The sequence below is a fragment of the Arthrobacter sp. STN4 genome (assembly GCF_024539665.1).
Lineage (GTDB): Bacteria > Actinomycetota > Actinomycetes > Actinomycetales > Micrococcaceae > Specibacter.
The window spans coordinates 109,197-130,392 of the sequence record NZ_JAKZGX010000004.1; the positions used below are offsets into that span (position 1 = coordinate 109,197).

Genomic DNA, 21,196 nt, shown 5'->3' on the forward strand with positions numbered 1-21,196 from the left:
TTGTGGCTGGTTTGATTGGTAACAACCCGGAGGACATGGCGGACCTGGCGGGCAAGCTGGGGCATGCGGTGGACCAGATCCAGCAGCTGACCAGTTCGCTGGATGGCAAGGCGAATTCCGTGCAGTGGCAGGGTCCGGATGCTGACCGTTTCAAGCACACGGACTGGCCGACGTACAAGACGCAGCTGACCAAGGTGGCCCACAGCCTGCAGGAAGTGCAGCAGAATGTGAACAAGCAGCGCCAGCAGCAGATCCAGACCTCCGCACACTGATACGAGCGGTGGTGTGCAGGCCCGGTGCATCCCGCACCGGGCCTGCTGCCTGCCCGGCCGCACGGGGGAGGCCGGCAGGAAAACCGTCTCAGGGCACGAAGCGGGAACGCAGTGTCTCGACGCCGGGCCCGGTGAGCTCTGCCAGGTAGGCTGCGCGCCCGGCCATGGCCATCGTCAAGGCGAGGGTGGTTCCTGTCACGAGCGGGCCGGTGCCTGCCGCAAAGGGTCCGTCGACGGCCTCGAGGCGGAGCCCTTCAACCATGGTCCGGCTGGGCACGGCGAGGTTCCGCCGCGCATAAAAGCCGGCCACGGCGGTGACCGTGTCCAGCGGTACGTCGCGCACAATCCCCAGCGGGCGGCGGATGTCCTCGCTGTGCACCACCACCTCGCCCAGCCAGGCCTCGGTGGGGCCCGGGGCGGAGGCGGAGCTGTTGATGATGGTGCGGAACTGCGCCAGCGTCTCGGCGGGCGTGGCCCCGCGGTGCTCAGCCATGCGCCGGTCATTGTGCAGGTCGAAGTCGAACCTGGCGCCGATGACGCTGGAGAACCAGCGCACGGAGCCGAGGCTTGCGGCCGCGGTGAGATGCGCCGTGACGTCCTGGACCGTCCACCGCCCGCACAGGGATTGCCGGGCCCACTGGCCGCCGTCGAGCAGGGCAAGGTCGTCGGCCAGGGCGGCGCGCTCGGCGTGGGCGGCCTCCCAAAGGAGGCTGCGTGGGCGGTTTTGGAACACGGGGCCTCCGGTGCCGGGTGAAAAGGGAGGGGGAACCACCTTCCCTTTCTTTAAATCTACCGCGTGCAGGGGGCCTTGCCGCAAGGCCCCGGTCGGGCTGCATAATGGGTAGCCGGCGCCGGCATGCGCGGAACCCGGCCGCCCGCCGGTCCCTCGATCCGCGCCTTGGACCCGGCAGGAAGGAGCCGACGCCGTGCCCCCTGACACCAGCGCATTCAACCTTCCCGGCACCCTCGCGGCCAAGGCGGATCCGGCCCTGATTGCTGCCGACGAGCAACATTTCGCGGCCATCGCCGAAACGCTCGAGCTCACCCTCCAAGGGCTGGGCCGCCAGCTCGACGCTGCGCGGCGGGCGCCGGTCCGCCTGGGCCAGGAGGCCGTGGAGCGGGATGTTGAGGTGCGCCGCCTGGCCGCCCGCCTGCGCACCTTGGGCCGCTTTGGCCTGGACCTGTGCCTGGGCCGCATCGACGCTGGTGGGGGAGCGGAACCCGTGTACATCGGCCGCCTTGGCCTGACGGGCAGCGGCGGGCGGCGGCTGCTCATCGACTGGCGTTCACCCGCGGCCGAACCGTTCTTCGGGGCCACCCACGCCAATCCGATGGGGCTGGCCGCCCGGCGCCGCTACCGTTGGATGCAAGGGCGCATCATCGACTACTGGGACGAGGTGTTCGCCGTCGACGGCGTTCCGGGCACGGCCGCCCTCGAGGACCTCTCCGCCTTCATCGCCAGCCTCGGCAGCAGCCGCACCGCCCGGATGCGCGACGTGCTGGCCACCATTGCCGCCGACCAGGACGCCATCATCCGTGCTCCCGCCCGCGGCGCCCTGGTGGTCGACGGCGGCCCGGGAACCGGCAAGACCGTCGTTGCCCTGCACCGCGCCGCGTACCTCATCTACTCCGATCCGCGCATCGGCCACCACCGGGGCGGCGTGCTGTTCGTGGGCCCGCACCAGCCGTTCCTGCACTATGTGGCGGACGTGCTGCCCAGCCTGGGGGAGGAAGGCGTGCAGACGTGCACGCTGCGTGACCTGGTCCCGGAAGGTGCGGCCGCAGGCGTGGAAGCGGATCCGGACGTGGCCCGGCTGAAGTCAACCGCGGCCATGGTCAAGGCGATCGGGCCCGCCGTCGCGTTCTACGAGCGGGCACCCACCAAGGGAATGGCCGTGGACACCCCCTATGGCGGGCTCTGGCTGGACGCCGCCGATTGGGCCCAGGCATTCGACGCACCGGTCCCCGGCACGCCGCACAATGAGGCCCGCGGGGAGGTGTGGGAGGAACTGATCAGCATCCTGGCGGACAAGTGCCGCGGCGGTGACGTCCCGGCCGGGCTGCTGCGCCGCGCCCTGGCACGGAACCGGGAACTGGTCGAAACGTTCAGCAGGGCGTGGCCGTTGCTGGACTACGCCGACCTGGTGGGCGACCTCTGGCGGGTGCCTGCCTACCTGCGCCTGTGCGCCCCCTGGCTCCTGCCCGGGGAGGTGGACCGGCTGCAGCGCCCGGTGCCGGAGGCCTGGACGGTGTCCGACCTGCCGCTGCTGGATGCGGCCCGGGAGCGCCTCGGCGACCCGGAGGAATCGCGGCGGAAGCAGCGGCAGGACGCCGTCGTGCGTGCCGGGCGGGACGTCATGGACCGGGTGGTCGATGACCTGGTGGCGGCGGACGACTCCGAGCTTCAGGTGACGAAGATGCTTCGCGGACAGGACATGGCGGAGAAGCTCGACGGCGTGGAGGACGCGCCGGCTGCCGACCCGGACGTGCTGGCGGGTCCGTTTGCGCACGTGATGGTGGACGAGGCCCAGGAGCTGACCGACGCGCAATGGCAGATGCTGCTGCAGCGCTGCCCATCGGGAAGCTTCACGATCGTGGGGGACCGCGCGCAGGCCGGGCACGGGTTTGGGGAGCCGTGGGCCGCGCGGCTCGGGCGGATTGGCCTGGAGAGGGCGGCGTTGGCGTCCCTGTCCATCAACTACCGCACGCCGGAGGAGGTCATGGCGGAGGCCGGGCCGGTCATCCGTGCCGTGCTGCCGGAGGCCAACGTGCCCGAATCCATCCGGCGCAGCGGCCTCCCCGTGCTCCATGGTTCGACGGCAGAGCTTGGCCCCGTCCTCGATGCCTGGCTGGCCGCGCACGACGACGGGACGGCCTGCGTCGTGGGCGCCCGGCCCCCGGCTGCAGGGCATCTTCCGGCGTCGCCACGCGTGCGGTGGCTGGTGCCGGAGCTGGTGAAGGGGCTTGAGTTTGACCTGGTGGTGTTGGTGGACCCGGTGTCATTCGGACCACGGATCGAGCGCGCCGTGGACCGGTACGTGGCGATGAGCCGGGCCACGCAGCAGCTCGTTGTGCTGGCCGCGCCGCCCTGGCCCCGGCAGCCCGACGTCCGGGGCCGGGTTCCGCGTTTACGGGAGGGCGGGCCGGCGCCATAGGATGTGCAGCATGATGCACCTTCCGGGCCGGCTGCGGTCCGTCCCCCTGAGCCGGCAGGAACTGGCCCTCATCGCCATCACCACGGTCTGGGGAGGCACGTTCCTGGCAGTGCACATTGCCATGCGGCACAGCGGGCCCATGTTCTTTGTGGGGCTGCGATTCCTGGTGGCAGGGCTCCTGGCGTGCGTCCTGTTCCGCCGGGTCCTGCGCGGCATGACCTGCGCGGATGCCGGTGCCGGGGCTGCCATCGGCGTCATGATCTTTTTAGGGTACGGTCTGCAGACCTTTGGCCTGCAGACGGTCAGCAGCAGCACGTCGGCATTCCTGACCGCCCTCTATGTGCCCATGGTGCCGTTTCTGCAATGGGCCGTTTTCCGCAAGCGGCCCGGTGCCATGATGTTCGCCGGCGCGGCCCTGGCCTTCGTCGGACTGGTGCTGCTGGCCGGACCGTCGGCAGTGCGTGTTGGGGTGGGCCCGGGCGAGATTGCCACCTTGGTGAGCACGGTCCCGATCGCCGGGGAGATCATCCTGATCAGCGTCTTTGCCGGCCGGGTCAACCTGGGACGCGTCACGGTGGTGCAGCTGCTCACGTGCAGCGTCCTGGGGTTTATCGCCGTTCCGGTGGTGCGGGAAGGCATCCCGGCCTTCTCGTGGGTGTGGGTTGCCACGGCGGCCGGACTGGGGGCGGCAAGCTGCGTCATCCAGGCGACGATGAACTGGGCCCAAAAGTCCGTCACGCCCACCCGTGCCACCATCATCTACACCGGCGAGCCCGTGTGGGCCGGAATCTTCGGGCGCATCGCGGGGGACAGGCTTCCGGGCGTCGCCATTGCGGGTGCGGTCCTCATTGTGGCCAGCGTCCTGGTGAGCGAGATCAGGCCGCGGCCGCGTCCCCGTCAGCGGACTCCAGGGGACAGCCGGGCGGTGGCCCTGCCGCCACGGGACCGGGACCGGACACAACGCGATTGAGCAGTCGTCCTGTGGACCGGGTGCCTGATGAAGGGCGGGGGCGAAGCGTGTTGAACCTGTGCGTTCCCCGTGAATTTGTCAAAGGGACTTTACTGAATTGACTATGGGGGGCAAGGCTGGAAAGCGAGCTTCGGTGACGAGCCGGGCCATACTATGTGAGGAGAAAAGCTATGGGAATCGGCGACATGGCGAAGGATTTCTTGAACAGCAGTGAGGGCCAGAACCTGGAGAACGACGCTCTGAACAAGGCCAGCGAAGAAGCCAACAACCTGACCGGAGGGCAGTTTCAGGACCAGATCAACCAGGGCCGCGACGCCCTGAGCGGCCAGTTCGGCGACCAGCAGCAGGGTCAGCAGGACCAGCAGGGCCAGGATTTCCAGCAGCAGGACCAGCAGGGACAGGGCGACCAGCAGTACTGACATGAGCCGCGTTGCCTGCGGAACCGGCAAAACGCTGACGTTTTGTCCGTACCGGACTAAGAGCAAGGTTCTACAGCGGCTTGCTTGACTGGCGGGACCCCGTGGACGCACGGGGTCCCGCCAGTCATTTGCGGCACAGCCGGTTGACCGGCCTGGCTGTAATCCACACATCCGCTTTCGGGACCGGAAAGATTCCCGGATTCGGGGGTGGATTGGTTTTGGGTGCATTACCGCTGCTGGTCCCTTTCCGCAGCGGAGCGGCACTGTCCGCTCCCCGATTGTGGGGCGGCCCGACGCCGGACGACGTGGACCGGGCGGTCGGGGAAATTCATGCTCAGAGGCCCAAGCCGGACGGAGCATCGTTGCTCCGGATGCAACCAGTCGCGCATGAGGGACGCCGTGCGATTGATGGTGCTCGAGTCCAGGACAGCAACTACTATCCCAACGGGGACCGGGACGACAATCGTGTGTTAAGGAGGCTCACCGGCCGCAACGCCATCGACCCCTCAACGCGGGTTCGCCACTCCTCGCCAGGAAAGGAACCCGTCCCGTGGGCAGCGGATCTGTCCGTTAAAAGGAGCAACCCCCATCTGCCGCAGCCAAGTCCGGGGGGCCAACCGGTCATCGGCCATGTTTCCGATCGTAATCGGGCGGGGAACCAGTTGTTGCTTCAGGTTCGGGTTTAGTATTTGGATGTGGCGGAAAGCGAGCAGTTGGCGCGCATACGCGCCGTCGCGGCCCGCACCGGCCGGACGGTGGAACAGGAAATCGTGCTCGCGGTTGGCACAGGTGTCCCGAAACGGCTCATTGGCGCCGCCAACGCTTAGCCTCGACAGGCCACCGCCCCCGAACAGGGCAAGGACACCCAGGCACAAACAACTAGACCGCCACCAGGGCTGCTGACACTACTGGGGTCTGGGCGCCTCGCCGGCGCGTTTAATGGCATGGTAGGGGGTTGAACGGCTGGAAAGAAAAAGTTCGGCAATTTCACCTGTCGTGTATGTTCCCGCCGGGTGCACAGAAACCAAGTGTGCTTCCTATGCCTTCGAGAGCTTGGGCTGCTTTCCGTTCGACTTGCCCTTTGCAGTGGCGACAGCCATGCCTTCGCGGGTTCGTGCCCGGATCATGGCCGCCTCAAATTCTGCAACCACGGCAAGACCATTGAAGAGGAATCCAGCCATGGTTGTGGGTGTGGCGTTTAGCCCCCGCGGTGTCGCCGGGGATGACTTTGACCGGCCATGATCTCGCCGCCAGTGCGGACAGGGCGCGGCCCGGACGTGGGCAAGCGCCGGCGGCCTGCCGGGCCGGGGCATCCTGGTCATGACCAGGCCTGGCTGCCTGGCCCGGTCGTTGCGCGATGCAGAGGGAATTGCCGCAGAGCTCGTCCGCCGCGAGGCCAATCCCACCATCGGTGGCCCTTGCCCACGACCCCACCGATCCCGTGCGCAGTCTGCTCTTCAATGTTCTTCCCACGACTGCAGAATTTACGGCGGGGCTGATCCGGGCTCGAACCCGAGATGGCCTGGCCGTCGACACGGCAAAGGGCAAGCTTCGCGGAAAGCATCTCCAGCCCTTGAAGGCACAAGAAGGACACGCGGTTTCTGTGCAGCGGGCGGGAACGCATCCACGCTGACAGCGGCGCAGAGACCATGTACGCCAGCGGGCTCCCGCAGGCGGCTGCCCTGGACGCGGTCACCCGACAGGGACGGATGGGTTCCCGGCCGAACCGGCCGGGCCGTACATCCGCCTCAACGACGCCGGTGCCAGGTCCGTCCGGCGGTGTCCGTGGTTTTTGCGGTTACAGGCTCCAGCCGGTGTGCGAGTGGGCGTCGTCGGACGCGCTGACGGTGAACTGGTTCGGGCCGCTCAGCGTTACCCGGACGTGCTCCCTCGGGGCGTTCGCCCGGGAGGAAACGTGGCTGATGGCCGATTCAAGTGTGTGCTCGATCGTGGAGTGGTCCCAGATCTTGAGGGTCATGGAGTGCGATTCAAAGCTCATGCGCCGTTGCTTCCTTTGATTGTCTTCCTGCGGCCTCGTCGTTGTGGCAGCACCCTCCACGTTACGGGACGGCACGCCCCAGGCAGGCAGCGCTGTGATGGACTCCACAGTGCCGGATGGTCCCGGGACGTAACAATTGACGGCGGCCAACGGCAGCCTTGGCGGGAAAAATCGCCGGAAGCGGCTGGGAGCGCCGGGGCACGTTTTACGGCAAGATGGAACCGTGACCAGCCTTCCTGAAAACCCCGCCACCGACGTGACCAGCACTGACGTGCCCGATGGCCCCGCAGGCGTGATTGAGCCCGCAAAGACCCCGTCCGTGCAGGCGCGGGAACGCCATGCCGAGCTTGTGGAGCTGGTCCAAAAGTACCGGGCCGCCTATTACAACGAGGACGCGCCCCTGGTCTCGGATGCCGAATTCGACACCCTTTACAGTGAACTGGAGGAGCTCGAGGCGCTCAACCCCGAACTGGTCACCAACGACTCCCCGACCCAAGTGGTTGGCGGGGACGTCTCGGTGGCGTTTGCCGCCGTCGACCATCTGGCCCGCATGTACTCGCTGGAGGACGTCTTCTCCCTCGCCGAACTCGAAGCGTGGCTGCGCAAGGCCGAGGCGTCGGTGGAAAAGCAGCACGGGACGGCGCCCAAGTGGCTCACCGAGCTGAAGATCGACGGCCTGGCCGTGAACCTGCTGTACCGCGACGGCGTGCTGGTGCGGGCCGCGACACGCGGCGACGGCACCACAGGTGAGGACATCACCCACAACGTGGCCACCATCAAGGACATCCCGCAGAAACTGCACGGCACCGGGTTCCCGGCCGAGGTGGAGATCCGCGGCGAGGTGTTCATTGCCTCCAAGGACTTTGCGGCACTGAACGAGAAAATGGTGGCCGCCGGCAAGGCCCCGTTTGCCAACCCCCGCAACTCGGCGGCAGGCTCGCTGCGGCAGAAGGACCCGGCGGAAACCGCCAAGCGGCCGCTGAGCATGTTTGTGCACGGCATCGGAGCCCGGGAAGGCCTGGAAACCACCAGCCAGTCCGAAACGTATGCGCAGCTCAAGGAATGGGGCATGCCCACCAGCCCCTACTTCAAGGTCCTGGACACGCTGGAGGAGGTGCTGGAATTCATCGCCTATTACGGAGAGCACCGGCACGACCTCATCCACGAAATTGACGGCATTGTGGTCAAGGTGGACGACTTTGCCACCCAGCGGGCCCTGGGCAACACCTCCCGGGTGCCGCGCTGGTCCGTGGCGTACAAGTACCCGCCGGAGGAAGTCCACACCAAGCTGCTGGACATCCAGGTGCAGGTGGGCCGCACCGGCCGGGTGACCCCCTTCGGCATCATGGAACCGGTCAAGGTGGCCGGTTCCACCGTGGAACGCGCCACGCTGCACAACCAGGACGTGGTCAAGGCCAAGGGCGTGCTGATCGGCGACACGGTGGTGCTCCGCAAGGCCGGGGACGTCATCCCGGAGATCGTCGGCCCCGTGGTGGCCCTGCGCACGGGCGTCGAGCGCGAATTCGTGATGCCCACACACTGCCCGTCGTGCGGCACCGAGCTGGCCCCCGCCAAGGAGGGCGACGTTGACATCCGCTGCCCCAACGCACAGTCCTGCCCCATCCAGCTGACCGAGCGCGTGGCCCACCTGGCCGGCCGCGGCGGCTTCGACATCGAGGCGCTGGGCTATGAGGCCGCCGCCGCCCTGACCACCGGCCCCGGGCCCGACCCGGCGGAGAACGGCGGCACCATCCTGCCGGCCGGCCCCGGGCCGCTGACCAGCGAGGCGGACGTCTTCAACATTGCCGGCCTGGACCTGTCCGGCGTCATGGTGTGGCGGGAAATACGCTCCAAGGGCGAAGGCACGGGCCGCTTCGCGCAGGTCCCGTACTTTTACACGAAGGCCACGGCCAAGAAGCCCTCGGTGCCCACCAAGACCACCGAGAAGCTGTTCGAGGAACTGGAAAAGGCCAAATCGCAGCCGCTGTGGCGCGTGCTCGTGGCCCTGTCCATCCGGCACGTGGGGCCCACGGCATCGCGCGCACTGGCCACGGCGTTTGGTTCCATGGACGCCATCCGCGCTGCGCCGGAAGAGGCGCTGGCCAACGTGGACGGCGTCGGCCCCATCATCGCCGAGGCGCTCATCGAATGGTTCGGGGTGGGCTGGCACCTGGAGATCCTGCGTAAGTGGGCCGATTCCGGGGTGCGGATGGTGGACGAGGTGGACGCATCCACACCGCGCACCCTCGAGGGACTGACCATTGTGGTGACCGGGACGCTGCCCAACTTCAGCCGGGACGAGGCCAAGGAAGCCATCATCACCCGCGGCGGCAAGGCCTCCGGCTCGGTGTCGAAAAACACCTCCTACGTGGTGGCGGGGGAGAACGCCGGCACCAAGCTGGACAAGGCCGAATCGCTGGGCCTGACGGTGCTGGATGAGGACGGCTTTGTGCGACTGCTCGCCGAAGGACCCGGCGGGCCGGACGCTGAACTTGTTGGGACTGACCATAGCGGGACGGGGGAGGACGCATGAGCCAGACGGTGACCGTGGATGAGCTGCTGGAGGTGGCGCTGCGGGCCGCCGCCGCCGGGGCTGCCGTGCTGGCCGCCCGGGACCCCGCCGGGTTCCGGGCCGAGGAGAAGTCCTCCGACGCCGACTGGGTGACCGCCTTCGACGTCGCCGCCGAGCGCGCCGTACGTGCCGTCATCACCGACGCCCGCCCGCACGACGTCATCACAGGCGAGGAGCTGGCCCCGGCCCTGCCCTCGGAACCTTCCGGCTACCGGTGGAGCATCGACCCGCTGGACGGCACCATGAACTTCATCCGGAACATCGCCTATTACGGCACCTCGGTGGCCGTGATGGGGCCCGACGGCGAATGGCTGGCCGGGGTGGTCGACGCACCGGCCCTGCGGCGCATCTATTTCGCCTCCCGCGGGGCTGGGGCCTGGCTGGATGAGACCCGGGCCGACGGTGTGCAGGGCGTGCGCCGGCTGCGCGGGCCGGTGGAGGCCCGCGGCGGCACCCTGTTCTCCATGTCACTGAGCTACGACCCGGCCGTCCGGCGCCGCCTGGTGTCCGAACTGGACGGGCGCCTGGACAAGTTCGGCGACTTCCGCCGGCTGGGCGCCGCGTCCCTTGAACTGTGTGCCGTGGCCGACGGCGGCGTGGACGCGTACCTCGAGTACGGCCTGTTCGAGCATGACTTTGCCGCGGGCGCCTTGATTGCCGAGGAGGCCGGGGCGTGGGTGCGGCGCCCCCGGCTGAGCCCGGCCATCAACGGCCTGCCGCCGCGGGAGGAAGTGCTCTCTGTGTGGACCGGCGCCTGCGTGCCGGGGCTGGAAGGGAACTTCGCGCCGGGTGACTGACCCCGGCGGCCGGGTCTGTCGAGACTTCGTCGGCCGGGCCTGTCGAGACCAGGAATTCGGCAGGCTCAATCACCGGACCCACAGACTGAACCAACTGCAGAAAGGATGAACGGGATGGAAACCGACGGGGTGGTGCTCTCGCGCGTGGTGGCCGATGCCGGGCGCTCGCTGGCGTTTTATCGCAACGGCCTGGGCATGGAGGAGGCCAAGCTCATGTTCGGCATTGCGTGCCTCGAACTGCCGGGGCTGACCTTGTTCCTGGCCGGGCCGGACGACTTTGCCCGCAACACCGGGCTTACCGCCCGGGCCGGCATGTCCGCAACAGCAGGTGGGCGCAGCGACGGCGTGCTCAGCTGCGCCATCCGGTCCACGGAAGAGGTTGACCGGCTGCTGAAGACGGCCCAGGCGGCAGGCGGGACGGCGTCGGAACCCCGCGTGGTGGACCACGCCAGCGGGCGCAAGCAATACATCGGCACCGTCACGGATCCGGACGGATACGTGTGGCAGCTGGTGTGCAACATCAAGGACCCGGGGGAGGGGGCCTGAGCGGCGCCTGGCCACGGCCGCCCGGTGGGGAGCGGCGGGAATTACCCGAGCAACGGCCGGACGGATGCGTACCCGTCCTCGACCACCGACGAGGGCGTGTCAAACACCTTGGTCCGGCGCCCGGCGTCGTATGCGGCCCAGCCGGGATCGCCGGAGATCACGAAGGACACGGCGGCCGCATGGGCCTCGTCGGCCAAGGCCTGCGGGGGAGTCCTGCCGGCCAGGGCATCGATCCGCTCCGCGTCGAGGCAGTCGAAGAAGAACGGTACGTCCAGGCAGTGCACCGCCCGCCCGAACGCCGGCGAGCGCCACGAAAAGCGGTACAGCCAGGTCCGGGCCGGGGCAGCTGCCTCCGGGGCAACGGTCTCCCCTGAACCGGCCCCGGTCCGTGCCTCCGCGACCGCCAGCGCGGTGCTGCGGAAGACTGCGTCGCTGATGTACCGGCCGAGCACTGCGGTGGAACCGAGCCGGGCCACGTCCGTGTTGGCGGACAGGTAGTCGCTGCGCTGTCCCCGGGCCAGTCCGGCCTGGCCCAGCAGCAGTCGGGACGGGACAAAGCGCAGCTTGGACTGCATGCCCGCCACGGCCATGGCAAATTCGTCGTCGGCGGTGCCCAGCAGCAGCGGCTTGTCCGCCCCCGTGCCTGCACGCAGGGAGTCGGGCGCGGGCGCGGTGATGAGGCCGCCGTCGACCATGGGGCCCAGCGACAGGCCGCCGTCGATCACGCGCCGCAGCATGGAAAACTTTCCGCCGCCGGTTTCCACGGCCTTGGGCTGGAGTTCCAGGAGGCGTTCCTCCGGCACCGAGGCGAACCCCTCCAGGGTCGGTTCAACGCCGGCCAGTTCGGCCAGCCGCCCGGCGAGCGCCTGCGCCTTATCCCGGGGCACGTCGCCGAGCGCCCCGGACAGGCAACAGGCCTGGGCGAAAAGCGGCTGTGCCTTGGGCATGCCCAGGAGCGTGAGGACCGCGCCGCCGCCGGCCGACTGCCCGGCGAGGGTCACCCGGCCCGGATCGCCGCCAAAGGAGGCGATGTTGTGCTGCACCCATTCCAGGGCCAGCAGCCAGTCCAGCACGGCCCGGTTGTCCGGGGCGCCCTCCACCAGGCCGAATCCGTCGAAGCCGAGCCGGTAGGACACATTGACGGTGACCACGCCGTCGCGATTGAACGCGGCGCCGTCATACCAGGGGCTGGCGGGGGAGCCGGCCGTGAAGCCGCCGCCGTGGAGGTAGACCATGACGGGCAGGGCCGCGGCCACGCCCGGCGCGGGGGTGAAGACGTCCAGGTTCAGCGTGGATTCCCCCGGAACGGACGGTTCCGGGATGAGCGTGGGTTCCGGCGGCCCCGGGCGCTGCGGCGTGGGACCGTGTTCGACGGCGTCGCGCACCCGGTCCCAGGGGGCGTGCGGCACCGGTGCGGCGAAGCGCAGGCTGCCCACGGGGGCTTCGGCGAAGGGGATGCCCAGGAACGCCGCAGACTGGCTGAACGCGCCCTGCCCGTGCGCTGTTTCCGGGCAGGGCCGCCACACGCCGCGCACCAACCCGGCGGTGGTGTTCGCAACGGGCGGCGTGCTGGGGTCAATCAGTGCATGCTGGGCGGCCATGCCTCCATGCTACGGAACGTGGACGCCCCGTGCCCGCGCCCGGCCCGGGACCGGCACGCGGGAGTAACCTGATGGCATGAACCTTAGGGTCGACGGTGCGAACTTCGCCGCCCCGGACCAGGTGGGGCTGACGGGGGCCGGGGCGTTGCCGTCCGCGTTCGATGTCACCGGGCTGGCGGTGGCCGCCATGGCGGCCGCCGGAACGGCCGTGGCGGCGCTGTCGGGCCGGCTCGGCCGTGCCGCCCCGCAGGTGTCCGTCGACCGGGCCCTGGCATCGGCCTGGTTCGGGCTGTCCTTCACGCCCACGGGATGGGAACTGCCGCCCGTGTGGGACGCGATCGCCGGCATCTACCCCTGCGCCGACGGCTGGATCCGCCTCCACACCAACGCCCCGCACCACCGTGCCGCCGCGCTCGCCGTCCTGGGCCTGTCCGCCGGTGCAACACGCGAAACCGTGGCGCTGGCCGTGGCGCCCCTGACCGGGGACGAGCTGGAAGCGGCCATCGTTGCCGCGGACGGATGCGCCGCCGTCATGCGCACCCGCGACGGGTGGCTCGCCCACCCCCAAGGCGCCGCCGTCGCCGCCGAGCCGCTGGTGCACTGGGGCCAGGAGCGCCGAGTCCCGCCCTTTGGCAGGCACGACGCCGGCACCCGCCGCCGCGGTCCCGCCACCACTGCTCCCACCACTGCGCCGCGCACCATGGAGCCCACCGCCGCCCGCCCGCTCGCCGGGGTGCGTGTCCTGGACCTGACCCGGGTCATCGCCGGCCCGGTTGCCACCCGGTTCCTGGCGCTGTACGGAGCCGAGGTGCTGCGGATCGACCCGCCGGACTGGAATGAACCCGGCCTGGAACCGGAGATGACGCTGGGCAAGCACTGTGCCCGGCTCGACATCAAGACGCCGGACGGGCTGGCGCGCCTGGAGGAACTGCTTGCCGGCGCCGACATCTTCATCCACGGCTACCGGCCCGACGCCCTGGACCGGCTGGGCCTCTCCGACGCCACACTGGCCGAACGCCACCCGGCACTGGTCAACGTGGCCCTCGACGCCTACGGCTGGTCCGGCCCGTGGGCGCAGCGGCGCGGCTTTGACTCCCTGGTGCAGATGAGCTGCGGGATCACGCACGCCGGCATGGAACACTTTGGCCGCGGAGGACCGTTCCCGCTGCCCGTCCAGGCGCTCGACCACGCCACCGGCTACCTCACGGCCGCCGCGGCCATCGACGCGTGGCGCCAGCGGCTGGACGGCACGGTGCGCACTGCACGGCTGTCGCTGGCCCGGACCGCCGTGGAACTGATGCGCACCGGACCAAGCCGGGTGTCCGGCGAACTGCCGGCGCCGGAAACGCTCGTGGCCGGGCCGGAGGTGACGGCCTGGGGTCCCGGACGGCGGCTGGCGCCGGCCGTGGAGGTGGACGGCGTCCCGGCCTGGACCGCCGTGGAACCCCGCGGCTACGGGTCCGCCAGGGCTGCCTGGCCCGCCGGCGGCTGAGCCCGGCCCGCCGCATTTCCCGCGCGGCACCCGCATAGGGGAAACTGGGGAAGGCGGGCACCGCCGTCGTACCCCACCAGGAGAACCCCACGCATGAACCTCACCGTCCGCCCCGCAACATCCGATGACTTTGGCGCCGTCGCCCGGATCACGGCCGATGCCTACCTGGGGGCCGGCTACTTTGACAGCGCCGAGTACCCGTACATGCAAAAGATCATGCGGGTGGCGGAGCGGGCGGCCGTGGCCCCGGTGATCGTGGCAGAACGCGACGGGGTGGTGGTGGGCTCCGCGACGCTGGCCGTGCACGGGGACGAATGGGCGGACATTGCGCGGCCCGACGAGCTCGAATTCCGGCTGCTCGTGGTGGACCCGAAGGTCCAGCGCAGCGGGGCCGGGGCCGCCATGGTGCGGTACATCCTAGACCGGGCCCGCGCCGCGGACGGGATCCGGGCCGTGAGCCTCACCACGGGCGACGACTGGCACGGCGCCCACGCCCTCTACCGCAAGCTGGGGTTCGTCCGCGCGCCGGAGCGCGACTGGCCCATCCCGGAGAACGGCAAGATGCTGCGCGTCTACCGCCAGGAAGTGTAGACGGCACGGAATTATCCCCCGCCGCGGGAGACTAAGCTGGTGGGGACAACTTTTTTCTTTTTTGCAGGGGAGATCCATGGCTGCGATCAACCGTGGGCAGGTGGCGCATCTGGCGCAACTGGCCCACATCGAGATGAGCGACGACGAACTGGACCGCATGGCCAAGGAACTGGCCGTGATTGTGGATTCCGTCAAAAGCGTCAGCGAGGCTGCCGGGGCCGACGTCCCGGCCACATCCCACCCGATCCCGCTGACCAACGTCATGCGCGAGGACGTGGTGGGCCATGTGCTCACCGCCGAGGAGGCACTGTCCGGTGCCCCGGATTCCGCGGACGGCCGCTTCAAGGTGCCCGCCATTTTGGAGGAGAGCTAAGCCATGACTGTCCATGAACTGATCCGCTCCAGCGCCGCCGACATGGCCGCCAAGCTGGCCGCCGGCGACATCACCTCCGTCGAACTGGTCCAGGCACACCTGGACCGCATTGCCGCCGTGGACGGCGGCGAGCGCGGCGTCAACGCGTTCCTGCACGTCAACGCCGAAGAGGCCCTCGCCGTTGCGGCCGACGTCGACGCCCGCCGCGCCGCCGGGGAGGAGCTCCACGAGCTCGCCGGCGTCCCGATCGCCGTCAAGGACCTGATCGTCACTAAGGGCCAGCCCACCACGGCCGGCTCGAAGATCCTCGAAGGCTGGATGAGCCCGTACGACGCCACCGTCGTGAAGAAGCTGCGCGCCGCCCGCATGCCCATCCTCGGCAAGACGAACCTTGACGAATTCGCCATGGGCTCCTCCACCGAGCACTCCGCCTACGGCCCCACCCGCAACCCGTGGGACCTGGACCGGATCCCCGGCGGTTCCGGCGGCGGGTCCGCGGCTGCCGTTGCTGCCTTTGAGGCCCCGCTGGCCCTGGGCACCGACACCGGCGGGTCCATCCGCCAGCCCGGCGCCGTCACCGGCACCGTGGGAGTCAAGCCCACCTACGGTGCGGTCTCCCGCTACGGCGCCATTGCCATGGCGTCCTCGCTGGACCAGATCGGCCCGGTCTCCCGCACCGTCCTGGACTCGGCCCTGCTGCAGGAGGTCATCGGCGGGCACGACCCCCAGGACTCCACCTCGCTGACCGATCCCTCCACCGGCCTGGCCGACGCCGCCCGCCTGGGCAACGTTGCGGGCATGAAGATCGGCATCATCAAGGAACTGCACGGCGAGGGCTACCAGGCCGGCGTCGAAAACCGCTTCAACGAGTCGCTGGAGCTGCTGCGCGGCGCCGGCGCCGAAATCGTTGAGGTCTCCTGCCCCAACTTTGGCTACGCACTGGGCGCCTACTACCTGATCATGCCGAGTGAGGCCTCCTCCAACCTGGCCAAGTTCGACGGCGTGCGCTTCGGCATGCGCGCCCTGCCGGCCGAGGGCCCGCTCACCATTGAACGCGTCATGGCCGCCACCCGTGCGGCCGGCTTCGGCGACGAGGTCAAGCGCCGCATCATCCTGGGCACCTACGCCCTTTCGGCCGGCTACTACGACGCCTACTACGGCTCCGCCCAGAAGGTCCGAACCCTGATCCAGCGCGACTTTGCCGCCGCGTTTGAACAGGTCGACGTGCTGATTTCCCCGACGGCGCCCACCACGGCGTTCAAGCTGGGCGAGAAGCTCAACGACCCCCTGGCCATGTACCTCAACGATGTCGCCACCATCCCGGCCAACATGGCCGGCGTGCCCGGGCTGACCCTGCCCGGCGGCCTGGCGGACGAGGACGGCCTGCCCGTGGGCATCCAGCTGCTGGCCCCGGCCCGCGAGGACGCCCGCCTGTACCGCGTGGGCGCCGTGCTTGAATCCCTGCTCGAGGCACAGTGGGGCGGCCCGATCCTGGACCGCGCCCCCTCGCTGGCCGAGACCCCGGCGGTCGAACCTGTCGAGACCCAAGGGACCGCCGCAACCGCCGCAGCCAAGGAGGCCAACTAATGAGCACCGAGACCCTGGTGGGCTTCGAGGAAGCCATGGAAAAGTACGACCCCGTCCTGGGCTTCGAGGTGCACGTTGAGCTGAACACGAAGACCAAGATGTTCTCCTCCGCACCCAACGTCTTTGGCGACGAGCCCAACACCAACGTCAACGAGGTGTGCCTGGGCCTGCCCGGCGTGCTGCCCGTGGTGAACAGGAAGGCCGTGGAGTCCTCGATCCTGATCGGCCTGGCGCTGAACTGCAAGATCGCCGAGCACTGCACCTTTGCCCGCAAGCAGTACTTCTACCCGGACACCCCCAAGAACTTCCAGACCTCCCAGTACGAGGACCCGATCTGCTACGACGGCTGGCTGGACATTGAGCTGGAGGACGGCACCGTGTTCCGGGTGGAGATCGAGCGCGCGCACATGGAGGAGGACGCCGGCAAGCTCACCCACATGGGCGGGGCCACCGGCCGCATCCAGGGCGCCGACTACTCCCTGGTCGACTACAACCGCTCCGGCGTGCCGCTGGTGGAAATCGTCACCAAGCCCATCGAAGGGGCCGGCTCCCGCGCCCCCGAACTGGCCAAGGCGTATGTTGCAGCCGTCCGGGAAATCGTGAAGAACCTGGGCGTATCCGACGCGCGCATGGAACGCGGCAACGTCCGCTGCGACGCCAACGTCTCCCTGCGCCCGCACGGTGCGGAAAAGTTCGGCACGCGCACCGAGACGAAGAACGTGAACTCGCTGCGCGCCGTCGAAAACGCCGTGAAGTTCGAGATCCAGCGCCACGCCGCCGTGCTCGATTCCGGCGTGGCGATCACGCAGGAAACGCGCCACTGGCACGAGGACACCAAGTCCACAACCTCGGGGCGCCCCAAGTCCGACGCCGACGACTACCGGTACTTCCCGGAACCGGACCTGGTGCCCATCGTCACCACGGCCGAGTGGGTCGAGGAACTGCGCTCCCGCCTGCCCGAGCCGCCGGCCGAGCGCCGCAAGCGCCTGCAGGCCGACTGGGGCTACACGGACCTGGAATTCCGCGACGTGGTCAACGCCGGACTCATGGACGAGATTGAGGAAACCGTCACGGCCGGTGCCACCGCCGCCGCAGCCCGCAAGTGGTGGATGGGCGAGATCGCGCGCCGGGCCAAGCTGGCCGACGTCGACCCCGCCGCGCTGGGCGTCAGCCCCGCCGTCGTGGTGGAGATCGAGAAGCTCATCGCCTCGGGCGCCATCAATGACAAGCTGGCCCGCAAGGTGCTCGACGGCGTCCTTGAAGGCGAAGGCACGCCCGCCGAGGTTGTGGCCAAGCGTGGCCTGGCCGTGGTGTCCGACGACGGCGCCCTCCAGAAGGCGATCGACGAGGCCCTCGCCGCACAGCCCGACGTGGCGGAGAAGATCCGCGGCGGCAAGGTCCAGGCAGTCGGTGCGATCGTTGGCGGCGTCATGAAGGTCACCCGCGGGCAGGCCGACGCGGCCCGCGTGCGCGAGCTGATCCTGGCGACGCTCGGCGTCGAAGGGTAGCCTGCGCGGAACGCCGCAGCCGCGCCCGCCCCCCATTTTTGCGCCCCGTCCACGGGGCGCAAAAATGGGGAACGGGCGCGGTTTTCGTTGTGGCAGGATGAGGGCATGACCTTTGGCTGGGAAATCCGTGCCCGCGTGCAGTTCGAGGGCGACGCCCACGTCATGGAGGACGCCTGCGGCTTCAAGGGACCCAACGCGTGGGTCATTGACGGGGCCACGCCGCTGCTCGAACAGCTCGGCCTGCCCGCTGCGTCGGATCCCCAATGGCTGGCGCAGACGTTGTCCATGAACCTCGCCGGGCCGTGCCAGGACCCGGGCCGCACCGGAGTCCGGGCCCGGCTCGCCTCCGCGCTGGCCGCCGTCGATGCCGCCGCCACGCCCCTGGTCGGCGCCGAACGCGTCCGATTCCCGTCCGCAGCCGTCTCCCTGGCCCAGCTGAATGCCGACGGCGTGGAGGTGGCCGGCCTGGCCGACTGCACGGTCGTCGTGCGCACGGCGGGCGGCGAAACCCGCCAGGTGCACGCCGAACCCGCCGATTCCCACATTGGGCCCGAGGAATCCCGCCGCGCCGTGGACGCTGGGGAACGCCGCAGGCTCCTGGAGCGCGACCGTGAACTGCGCAACACGCCCGGCCGCCTCTGGGTGGCCCGGCGCGAGCCCGAGGCGGCAGACCATGCCCACGTGGTCCAGCTGGAGCGGCCCGAGATCATGGTGATGGCAACCGACGGGGCCTGGCGCGCCGTTGATCTCGGCCTGGTCAGCGGGCCGGAAGAGTTCCTGGAACGCACCCAAACGACACTCGGCGCCCTCGGCCTCATGCATGAACTGCGCACTCGGCAGGCCGACATCGGGGAAGTGGCCGACGACGCCACCGTCCTGGCACTGGCCCCCTGCCCATGACCGGGCGCATCGGCTGGGCCGGGCTGCCCGCACAGGTCCGTGCCGGCATCGAGGGGATCCTGGGCGACGCAGTCGTGGCGGCCGCATCGCAGCCCGGCGGCTTCTCGCCCGGCTCGGCGGACCGGGTGCGGCTCGCGTCCGGGCGCACGGCGTTTGTGAAGGCGGTCAGCGCCGACGTCAACACCACCTCGGCGGCCCTGCACCGCCGCGAAGCGGGCATTGCCGCCGCACTCCCGGACGGCCTGCCCGTGCCGGCGTTCCTCGGCTCGTACGACGACGGCACCTGGGTGGCGCTGGCCTTCACCGACGTGGACGGCCGGCACCCCGCGGAGCCGTGGGTGGACGCCGAACTGCAGCATGTTCTGGACACGCTGGACCGCATGGGACGCGTCAGCCTGCAGGGAAGCCCGGCCCTGCCGCGCTGTGAGGATTCGCTCCGGGGCGCCTTCCAGGGGTGGGAAAAACTGCGGAAGCGCCCGCTGGACGGGCTCGATCCGTGGGCGTCGGACAGCCTCGACACATTGGCGGGGTTGGCGCAGCGCGGACTGGCCGCCGTCGCCGGCACGTCCCTGGTCCACGGGGACCTGCGCACCGACAACATCCTGTTGACGGGGGACGGCGCGGTGCTGGTCGACTGGCCGTGGGCCTGCACCGGTGCCCCCTGGGTCGATGCGCTGGGTGTGCTGGTCAACGTCACGTCCCTCGACCCGGCGGCCAACCCCGAGCTGCCGCTGGCGCACCATCCCGTCTTCGCCGGCGTTCCGGCAGGGGACGTGGACGGCGTCCTGGCGGGCTATGCCGGCTACTTCATGGACATGTCCCGCCGTCCCGAGCCGCCGGGGATTCCAGCGCTGCGTGCCTTTCAGCGGAAGCAGGCCGAAGCCCTCATCGCCTGGCTGCGGCAGCGCCTGCCCCACACTGACGCGCTAACGGGCACCTGACCGGGGTGTTTCTGCGGCACAGTCAAGTGCCCGTTCGCGACGGGTTGCCAGGGAGCCTAGGCCAGCGCGCCCATGGGGTCCCAGGCCTGCAGCACGATGGGCTCGGCTGCCAAGGCATGGCGCAGCTCGGGGGAGAGGCGCTTCTTGTTGACCACGACCTCGAAGACGTACTCGTCAAACCAGTTGTCGGCCATGGTGAAGAATCCCTGGTCGCCGTTTTCCTCGCCCCAGCTGTTCTCCACCCGCCAGCGCCGCGTGACGCCGTCGAGCACGTCCACGCCCGTCAGGAGCATGGCGTGCGTCATGGCCGATTCGCCAAAGCGGACCCGGGCCTCCTTGTCCATGTCCAGCTCGGCGCCGTAGAGGCCTGCATAGTCATAGAGGCGGGCGTCCCAGATGCCGTCCTTGCGGACCATCTGCGGTCCCACGTCGCAGCCAAACCAGACCGGCTGCCCGTCCAGGATGGCCTCCTTGGCCAGCCGCTTGGCCAGGGCGATGTCCACGTTGAGGTAAAGCACCGGCGCGGCACCGACCACATTGCCCAGGTGCTCGACCGTCAGGGTGCTGCCCTTGGGGTGCTCGGAGCGGGGGTCGTCCACGAGGCAGACGTAGTCATGGAGGTCGAGGGTGGTGTACTTGGCCAGGAATTCCTGCGGGGTCAGCACGCCCTCGCGGTGGAAGGCCTTCTTGTCGTCCGTGTACTCCCACTCGAACTGCGTCGGGGGCGTGCCCAGGTGCAGGGTGAGGATCCGGTGCACCTCCGTGATGATCCGTTCGCGGGCCGCTTCCTCCCCGGCCGCGTCGCCGGCGTGGCGCAGCGTGCGCATTTCCTGCGCACCGCGGCGCAACAGCGAGCGGAGCACGGAATTCATCCGGCTGGTGTTCGAGGACGACTCGGTCTCCGGCATGGCCGACTTTGGCACGGCCCCGTACTTCGTGAAGATGTTCACGGCCATGTCCCACTGCCCGCCGTCGCCCATCACGGTCTGCAGCAGGTAGGCCACCAGTCGGTCGTCCCCGGGCCGTTCGGCCGTTTCCAGGACGGACTGCAGGAAGTAGTTGGCCCGTTCCAGCTTGTCGAAGTACATGGCGTAGTTCTGCGAGAACTCGAACTCCTTGACGTCCAGCACCTGCTTGGCGCCGGCGCGCAGCAGGTTCAGCGCCGCGAACAGCCAGCAGCGGCCGGACTTCTTCTGGTTTGTGGCCTTCCAGTCGTCGATGCGGTTCGAGACGGTGGTGGACAGGGACGTGGCCAGTTGGTGGTCAACGGCAATTTCGTCCACGCTGACCCGCGAGATGGCGTTTTGTGTGCGCTTGAGGACGGGATCGGCGGCAAAGGATTTATGCAGCTCCGCAAGCTGCCCCATGGTCAGGGCCGCGGCGGTTGTGTCTGTGATGGTGGTCATGTATTCCGTTCTATCCCGATTCATGGACAGCGGCAAACTTTTGTCCGCGGCGCACCGGAACGGCCGG

Annotated in this window: 19 protein-coding genes and 1 pseudogene; 15 read left to right on the top strand and 5 right to left on the bottom strand. The window is 69.4% G+C overall.

Going from position 1 to position 21,196, the window contains the following annotated elements:
* Window positions 1-2 precede the first annotated feature (2 nt).
* Window positions 3-272: a WXG100 family type VII secretion target gene (locus MMF96_RS04945; protein ID WP_176615571.1), complete on the top strand. Its 270-nt coding sequence runs from the start codon at window positions 3-5 to the stop codon at window positions 270-272.
* Between the two features lie 88 nt (window positions 273-360).
* On the opposite strand, the gene MMF96_RS04950 is transcribed toward MMF96_RS04945, so the two are convergent.
* Window positions 361-1,005 carry a maleylpyruvate isomerase family mycothiol-dependent enzyme gene (locus MMF96_RS04950; protein ID WP_256882754.1) on the bottom strand — a complete coding sequence of 215 codons (645 nt, stop codon included), beginning with the start codon at window positions 1,003-1,005 and terminating at the stop codon, window positions 361-363.
* Between the two features lie 193 nt (window positions 1,006-1,198).
* Here MMF96_RS04950 and helR point away from each other — a divergent pair, with 193 nt between their 5' ends.
* The 4 genes from helR (at window position 1,199) to MMF96_RS04970 (ending at window position 5,643) form a co-directional block, all read left to right on the top strand.
* On the top strand, window positions 1,199-3,427 hold the full coding sequence (gene helR / locus MMF96_RS04955; RefSeq protein ID WP_256882755.1) for an RNA polymerase recycling motor ATPase HelR: 2,229 nt from the start codon (window positions 1,199-1,201) through the stop codon (window positions 3,425-3,427).
* Window positions 3,428-3,437: 10 nt separating this feature from the next.
* Entirely contained in the window at window positions 3,438-4,397 is a 960-nt protein-coding gene (locus MMF96_RS04960) for a DMT family transporter (RefSeq protein ID WP_256882756.1), read from the top strand.
* Window positions 4,398-4,567: 170 nt separating this feature from the next.
* Window positions 4,568-4,816 (top strand): antitoxin, encoded by a 249-nt coding sequence (locus MMF96_RS04965; RefSeq protein ID WP_256882757.1) that lies wholly within the window; start codon window positions 4,568-4,570, stop codon window positions 4,814-4,816.
* A gap of 695 nt (window positions 4,817-5,511) precedes the next feature.
* Window positions 5,512-5,643 (top strand): hypothetical protein, encoded by a 132-nt coding sequence (locus tag MMF96_RS04970; RefSeq protein ID WP_256127695.1) that lies wholly within the window; start codon window positions 5,512-5,514, stop codon window positions 5,641-5,643.
* A 78-nt stretch (window positions 5,644-5,721) separates the two neighbouring features.
* Here the strand turns inward: MMF96_RS04970 and MMF96_RS04975 are convergent.
* A pseudogene (locus MMF96_RS04975) lies at window positions 5,722-5,997 on the bottom strand (recombinase family protein); the annotation flags it as partial.
* Between the two features lie 617 nt (window positions 5,998-6,614).
* Entirely contained in the window at window positions 6,615-6,815 is a 201-nt protein-coding gene (locus tag MMF96_RS04980) for a hypothetical protein (RefSeq protein ID WP_176615575.1), read from the bottom strand.
* Between the two features lie 292 nt (window positions 6,816-7,107).
* Between MMF96_RS04980 and ligA the strand changes: the two genes are divergently transcribed.
* The 3 genes from ligA (at window position 7,108) to MMF96_RS04995 (ending at window position 10,730) form a co-directional block, all read left to right on the top strand.
* Window positions 7,108-9,348 carry an NAD-dependent DNA ligase LigA gene (gene ligA / locus MMF96_RS04985; protein ID WP_375141404.1) on the top strand — a complete coding sequence of 747 codons (2,241 nt, stop codon included), beginning with the start codon at window positions 7,108-7,110 and terminating at the stop codon, window positions 9,346-9,348.
* Window positions 9,345-10,184 (top strand): inositol monophosphatase family protein, encoded by an 840-nt coding sequence (locus tag MMF96_RS04990; protein WP_256882758.1) that lies wholly within the window; start codon window positions 9,345-9,347, stop codon window positions 10,182-10,184. Before ligA ends, MMF96_RS04990 begins: the two co-directional genes overlap by 4 nt.
* A 114-nt stretch (window positions 10,185-10,298) precedes the next feature.
* Window positions 10,299-10,730 (top strand): VOC family protein, encoded by a 432-nt coding sequence (locus MMF96_RS04995; protein ID WP_256882759.1) that lies wholly within the window; start codon window positions 10,299-10,301, stop codon window positions 10,728-10,730.
* 41 nt (window positions 10,731-10,771) lie between these two features.
* On the opposite strand, the gene MMF96_RS05000 is transcribed toward MMF96_RS04995, so the two are convergent.
* Window positions 10,772-12,331: a carboxylesterase/lipase family protein gene (locus MMF96_RS05000; RefSeq protein WP_256882760.1), complete on the bottom strand. Its 1,560-nt coding sequence runs from the start codon at window positions 12,329-12,331 to the stop codon at window positions 10,772-10,774.
* A 76-nt stretch (window positions 12,332-12,407) separates the two neighbouring features.
* Here MMF96_RS05000 and MMF96_RS05005 point away from each other — a divergent pair, with 76 nt between their 5' ends.
* The 7 genes from MMF96_RS05005 (at window position 12,408) to MMF96_RS05035 (ending at window position 19,723) form a co-directional block, all read left to right on the top strand.
* Window positions 12,408-13,823, top strand: coding sequence for a CoA transferase (locus MMF96_RS05005; RefSeq protein WP_256882761.1), 1,416 nt, complete (start codon window positions 12,408-12,410; stop codon window positions 13,821-13,823).
* 93 nt (window positions 13,824-13,916) lie between these two features.
* Window positions 13,917-14,414: a GNAT family N-acetyltransferase gene (locus MMF96_RS05010; protein WP_176615580.1), complete on the top strand. Its 498-nt coding sequence runs from the start codon at window positions 13,917-13,919 to the stop codon at window positions 14,412-14,414.
* Between the two features lie 76 nt (window positions 14,415-14,490).
* Window positions 14,491-14,787: an Asp-tRNA(Asn)/Glu-tRNA(Gln) amidotransferase subunit GatC gene (gatC, locus tag MMF96_RS05015; protein ID WP_176615581.1), complete on the top strand. Its 297-nt coding sequence runs from the start codon at window positions 14,491-14,493 to the stop codon at window positions 14,785-14,787.
* Between the two features lie 3 nt (window positions 14,788-14,790).
* Window positions 14,791-16,374: an Asp-tRNA(Asn)/Glu-tRNA(Gln) amidotransferase subunit GatA gene (gene gatA / locus MMF96_RS05020; protein WP_176615582.1), complete on the top strand. Its 1,584-nt coding sequence runs from the start codon at window positions 14,791-14,793 to the stop codon at window positions 16,372-16,374.
* On the top strand, window positions 16,374-17,882 hold the full coding sequence (gene gatB, locus MMF96_RS05025; protein ID WP_256882762.1) for an Asp-tRNA(Asn)/Glu-tRNA(Gln) amidotransferase subunit GatB: 1,509 nt from the start codon (window positions 16,374-16,376) through the stop codon (window positions 17,880-17,882). The genes gatA and gatB overlap by 1 nt, the downstream gene beginning before the upstream one ends.
* Before the next feature lie 105 nt (window positions 17,883-17,987).
* Entirely contained in the window at window positions 17,988-18,782 is a 795-nt protein-coding gene (locus MMF96_RS05030) for a hypothetical protein (protein WP_256882763.1), read from the top strand.
* Window positions 18,779-19,723, top strand: coding sequence for a phosphotransferase (locus tag MMF96_RS05035; RefSeq protein ID WP_256882764.1), 945 nt, complete (start codon window positions 18,779-18,781; stop codon window positions 19,721-19,723). Before MMF96_RS05030 ends, MMF96_RS05035 begins: the two co-directional genes overlap by 4 nt.
* Before the next feature lie 56 nt (window positions 19,724-19,779).
* Here MMF96_RS05035 and MMF96_RS05040 read toward each other — a convergent pair whose 3' ends face one another.
* Complete coding sequence (locus MMF96_RS05040) at window positions 19,780-21,129, bottom strand: aminopeptidase C (protein WP_256882765.1); 1,350 nt, start codon at window positions 21,127-21,129, stop codon at window positions 19,780-19,782.
* Window positions 21,130-21,196 lie beyond the last annotated feature (67 nt).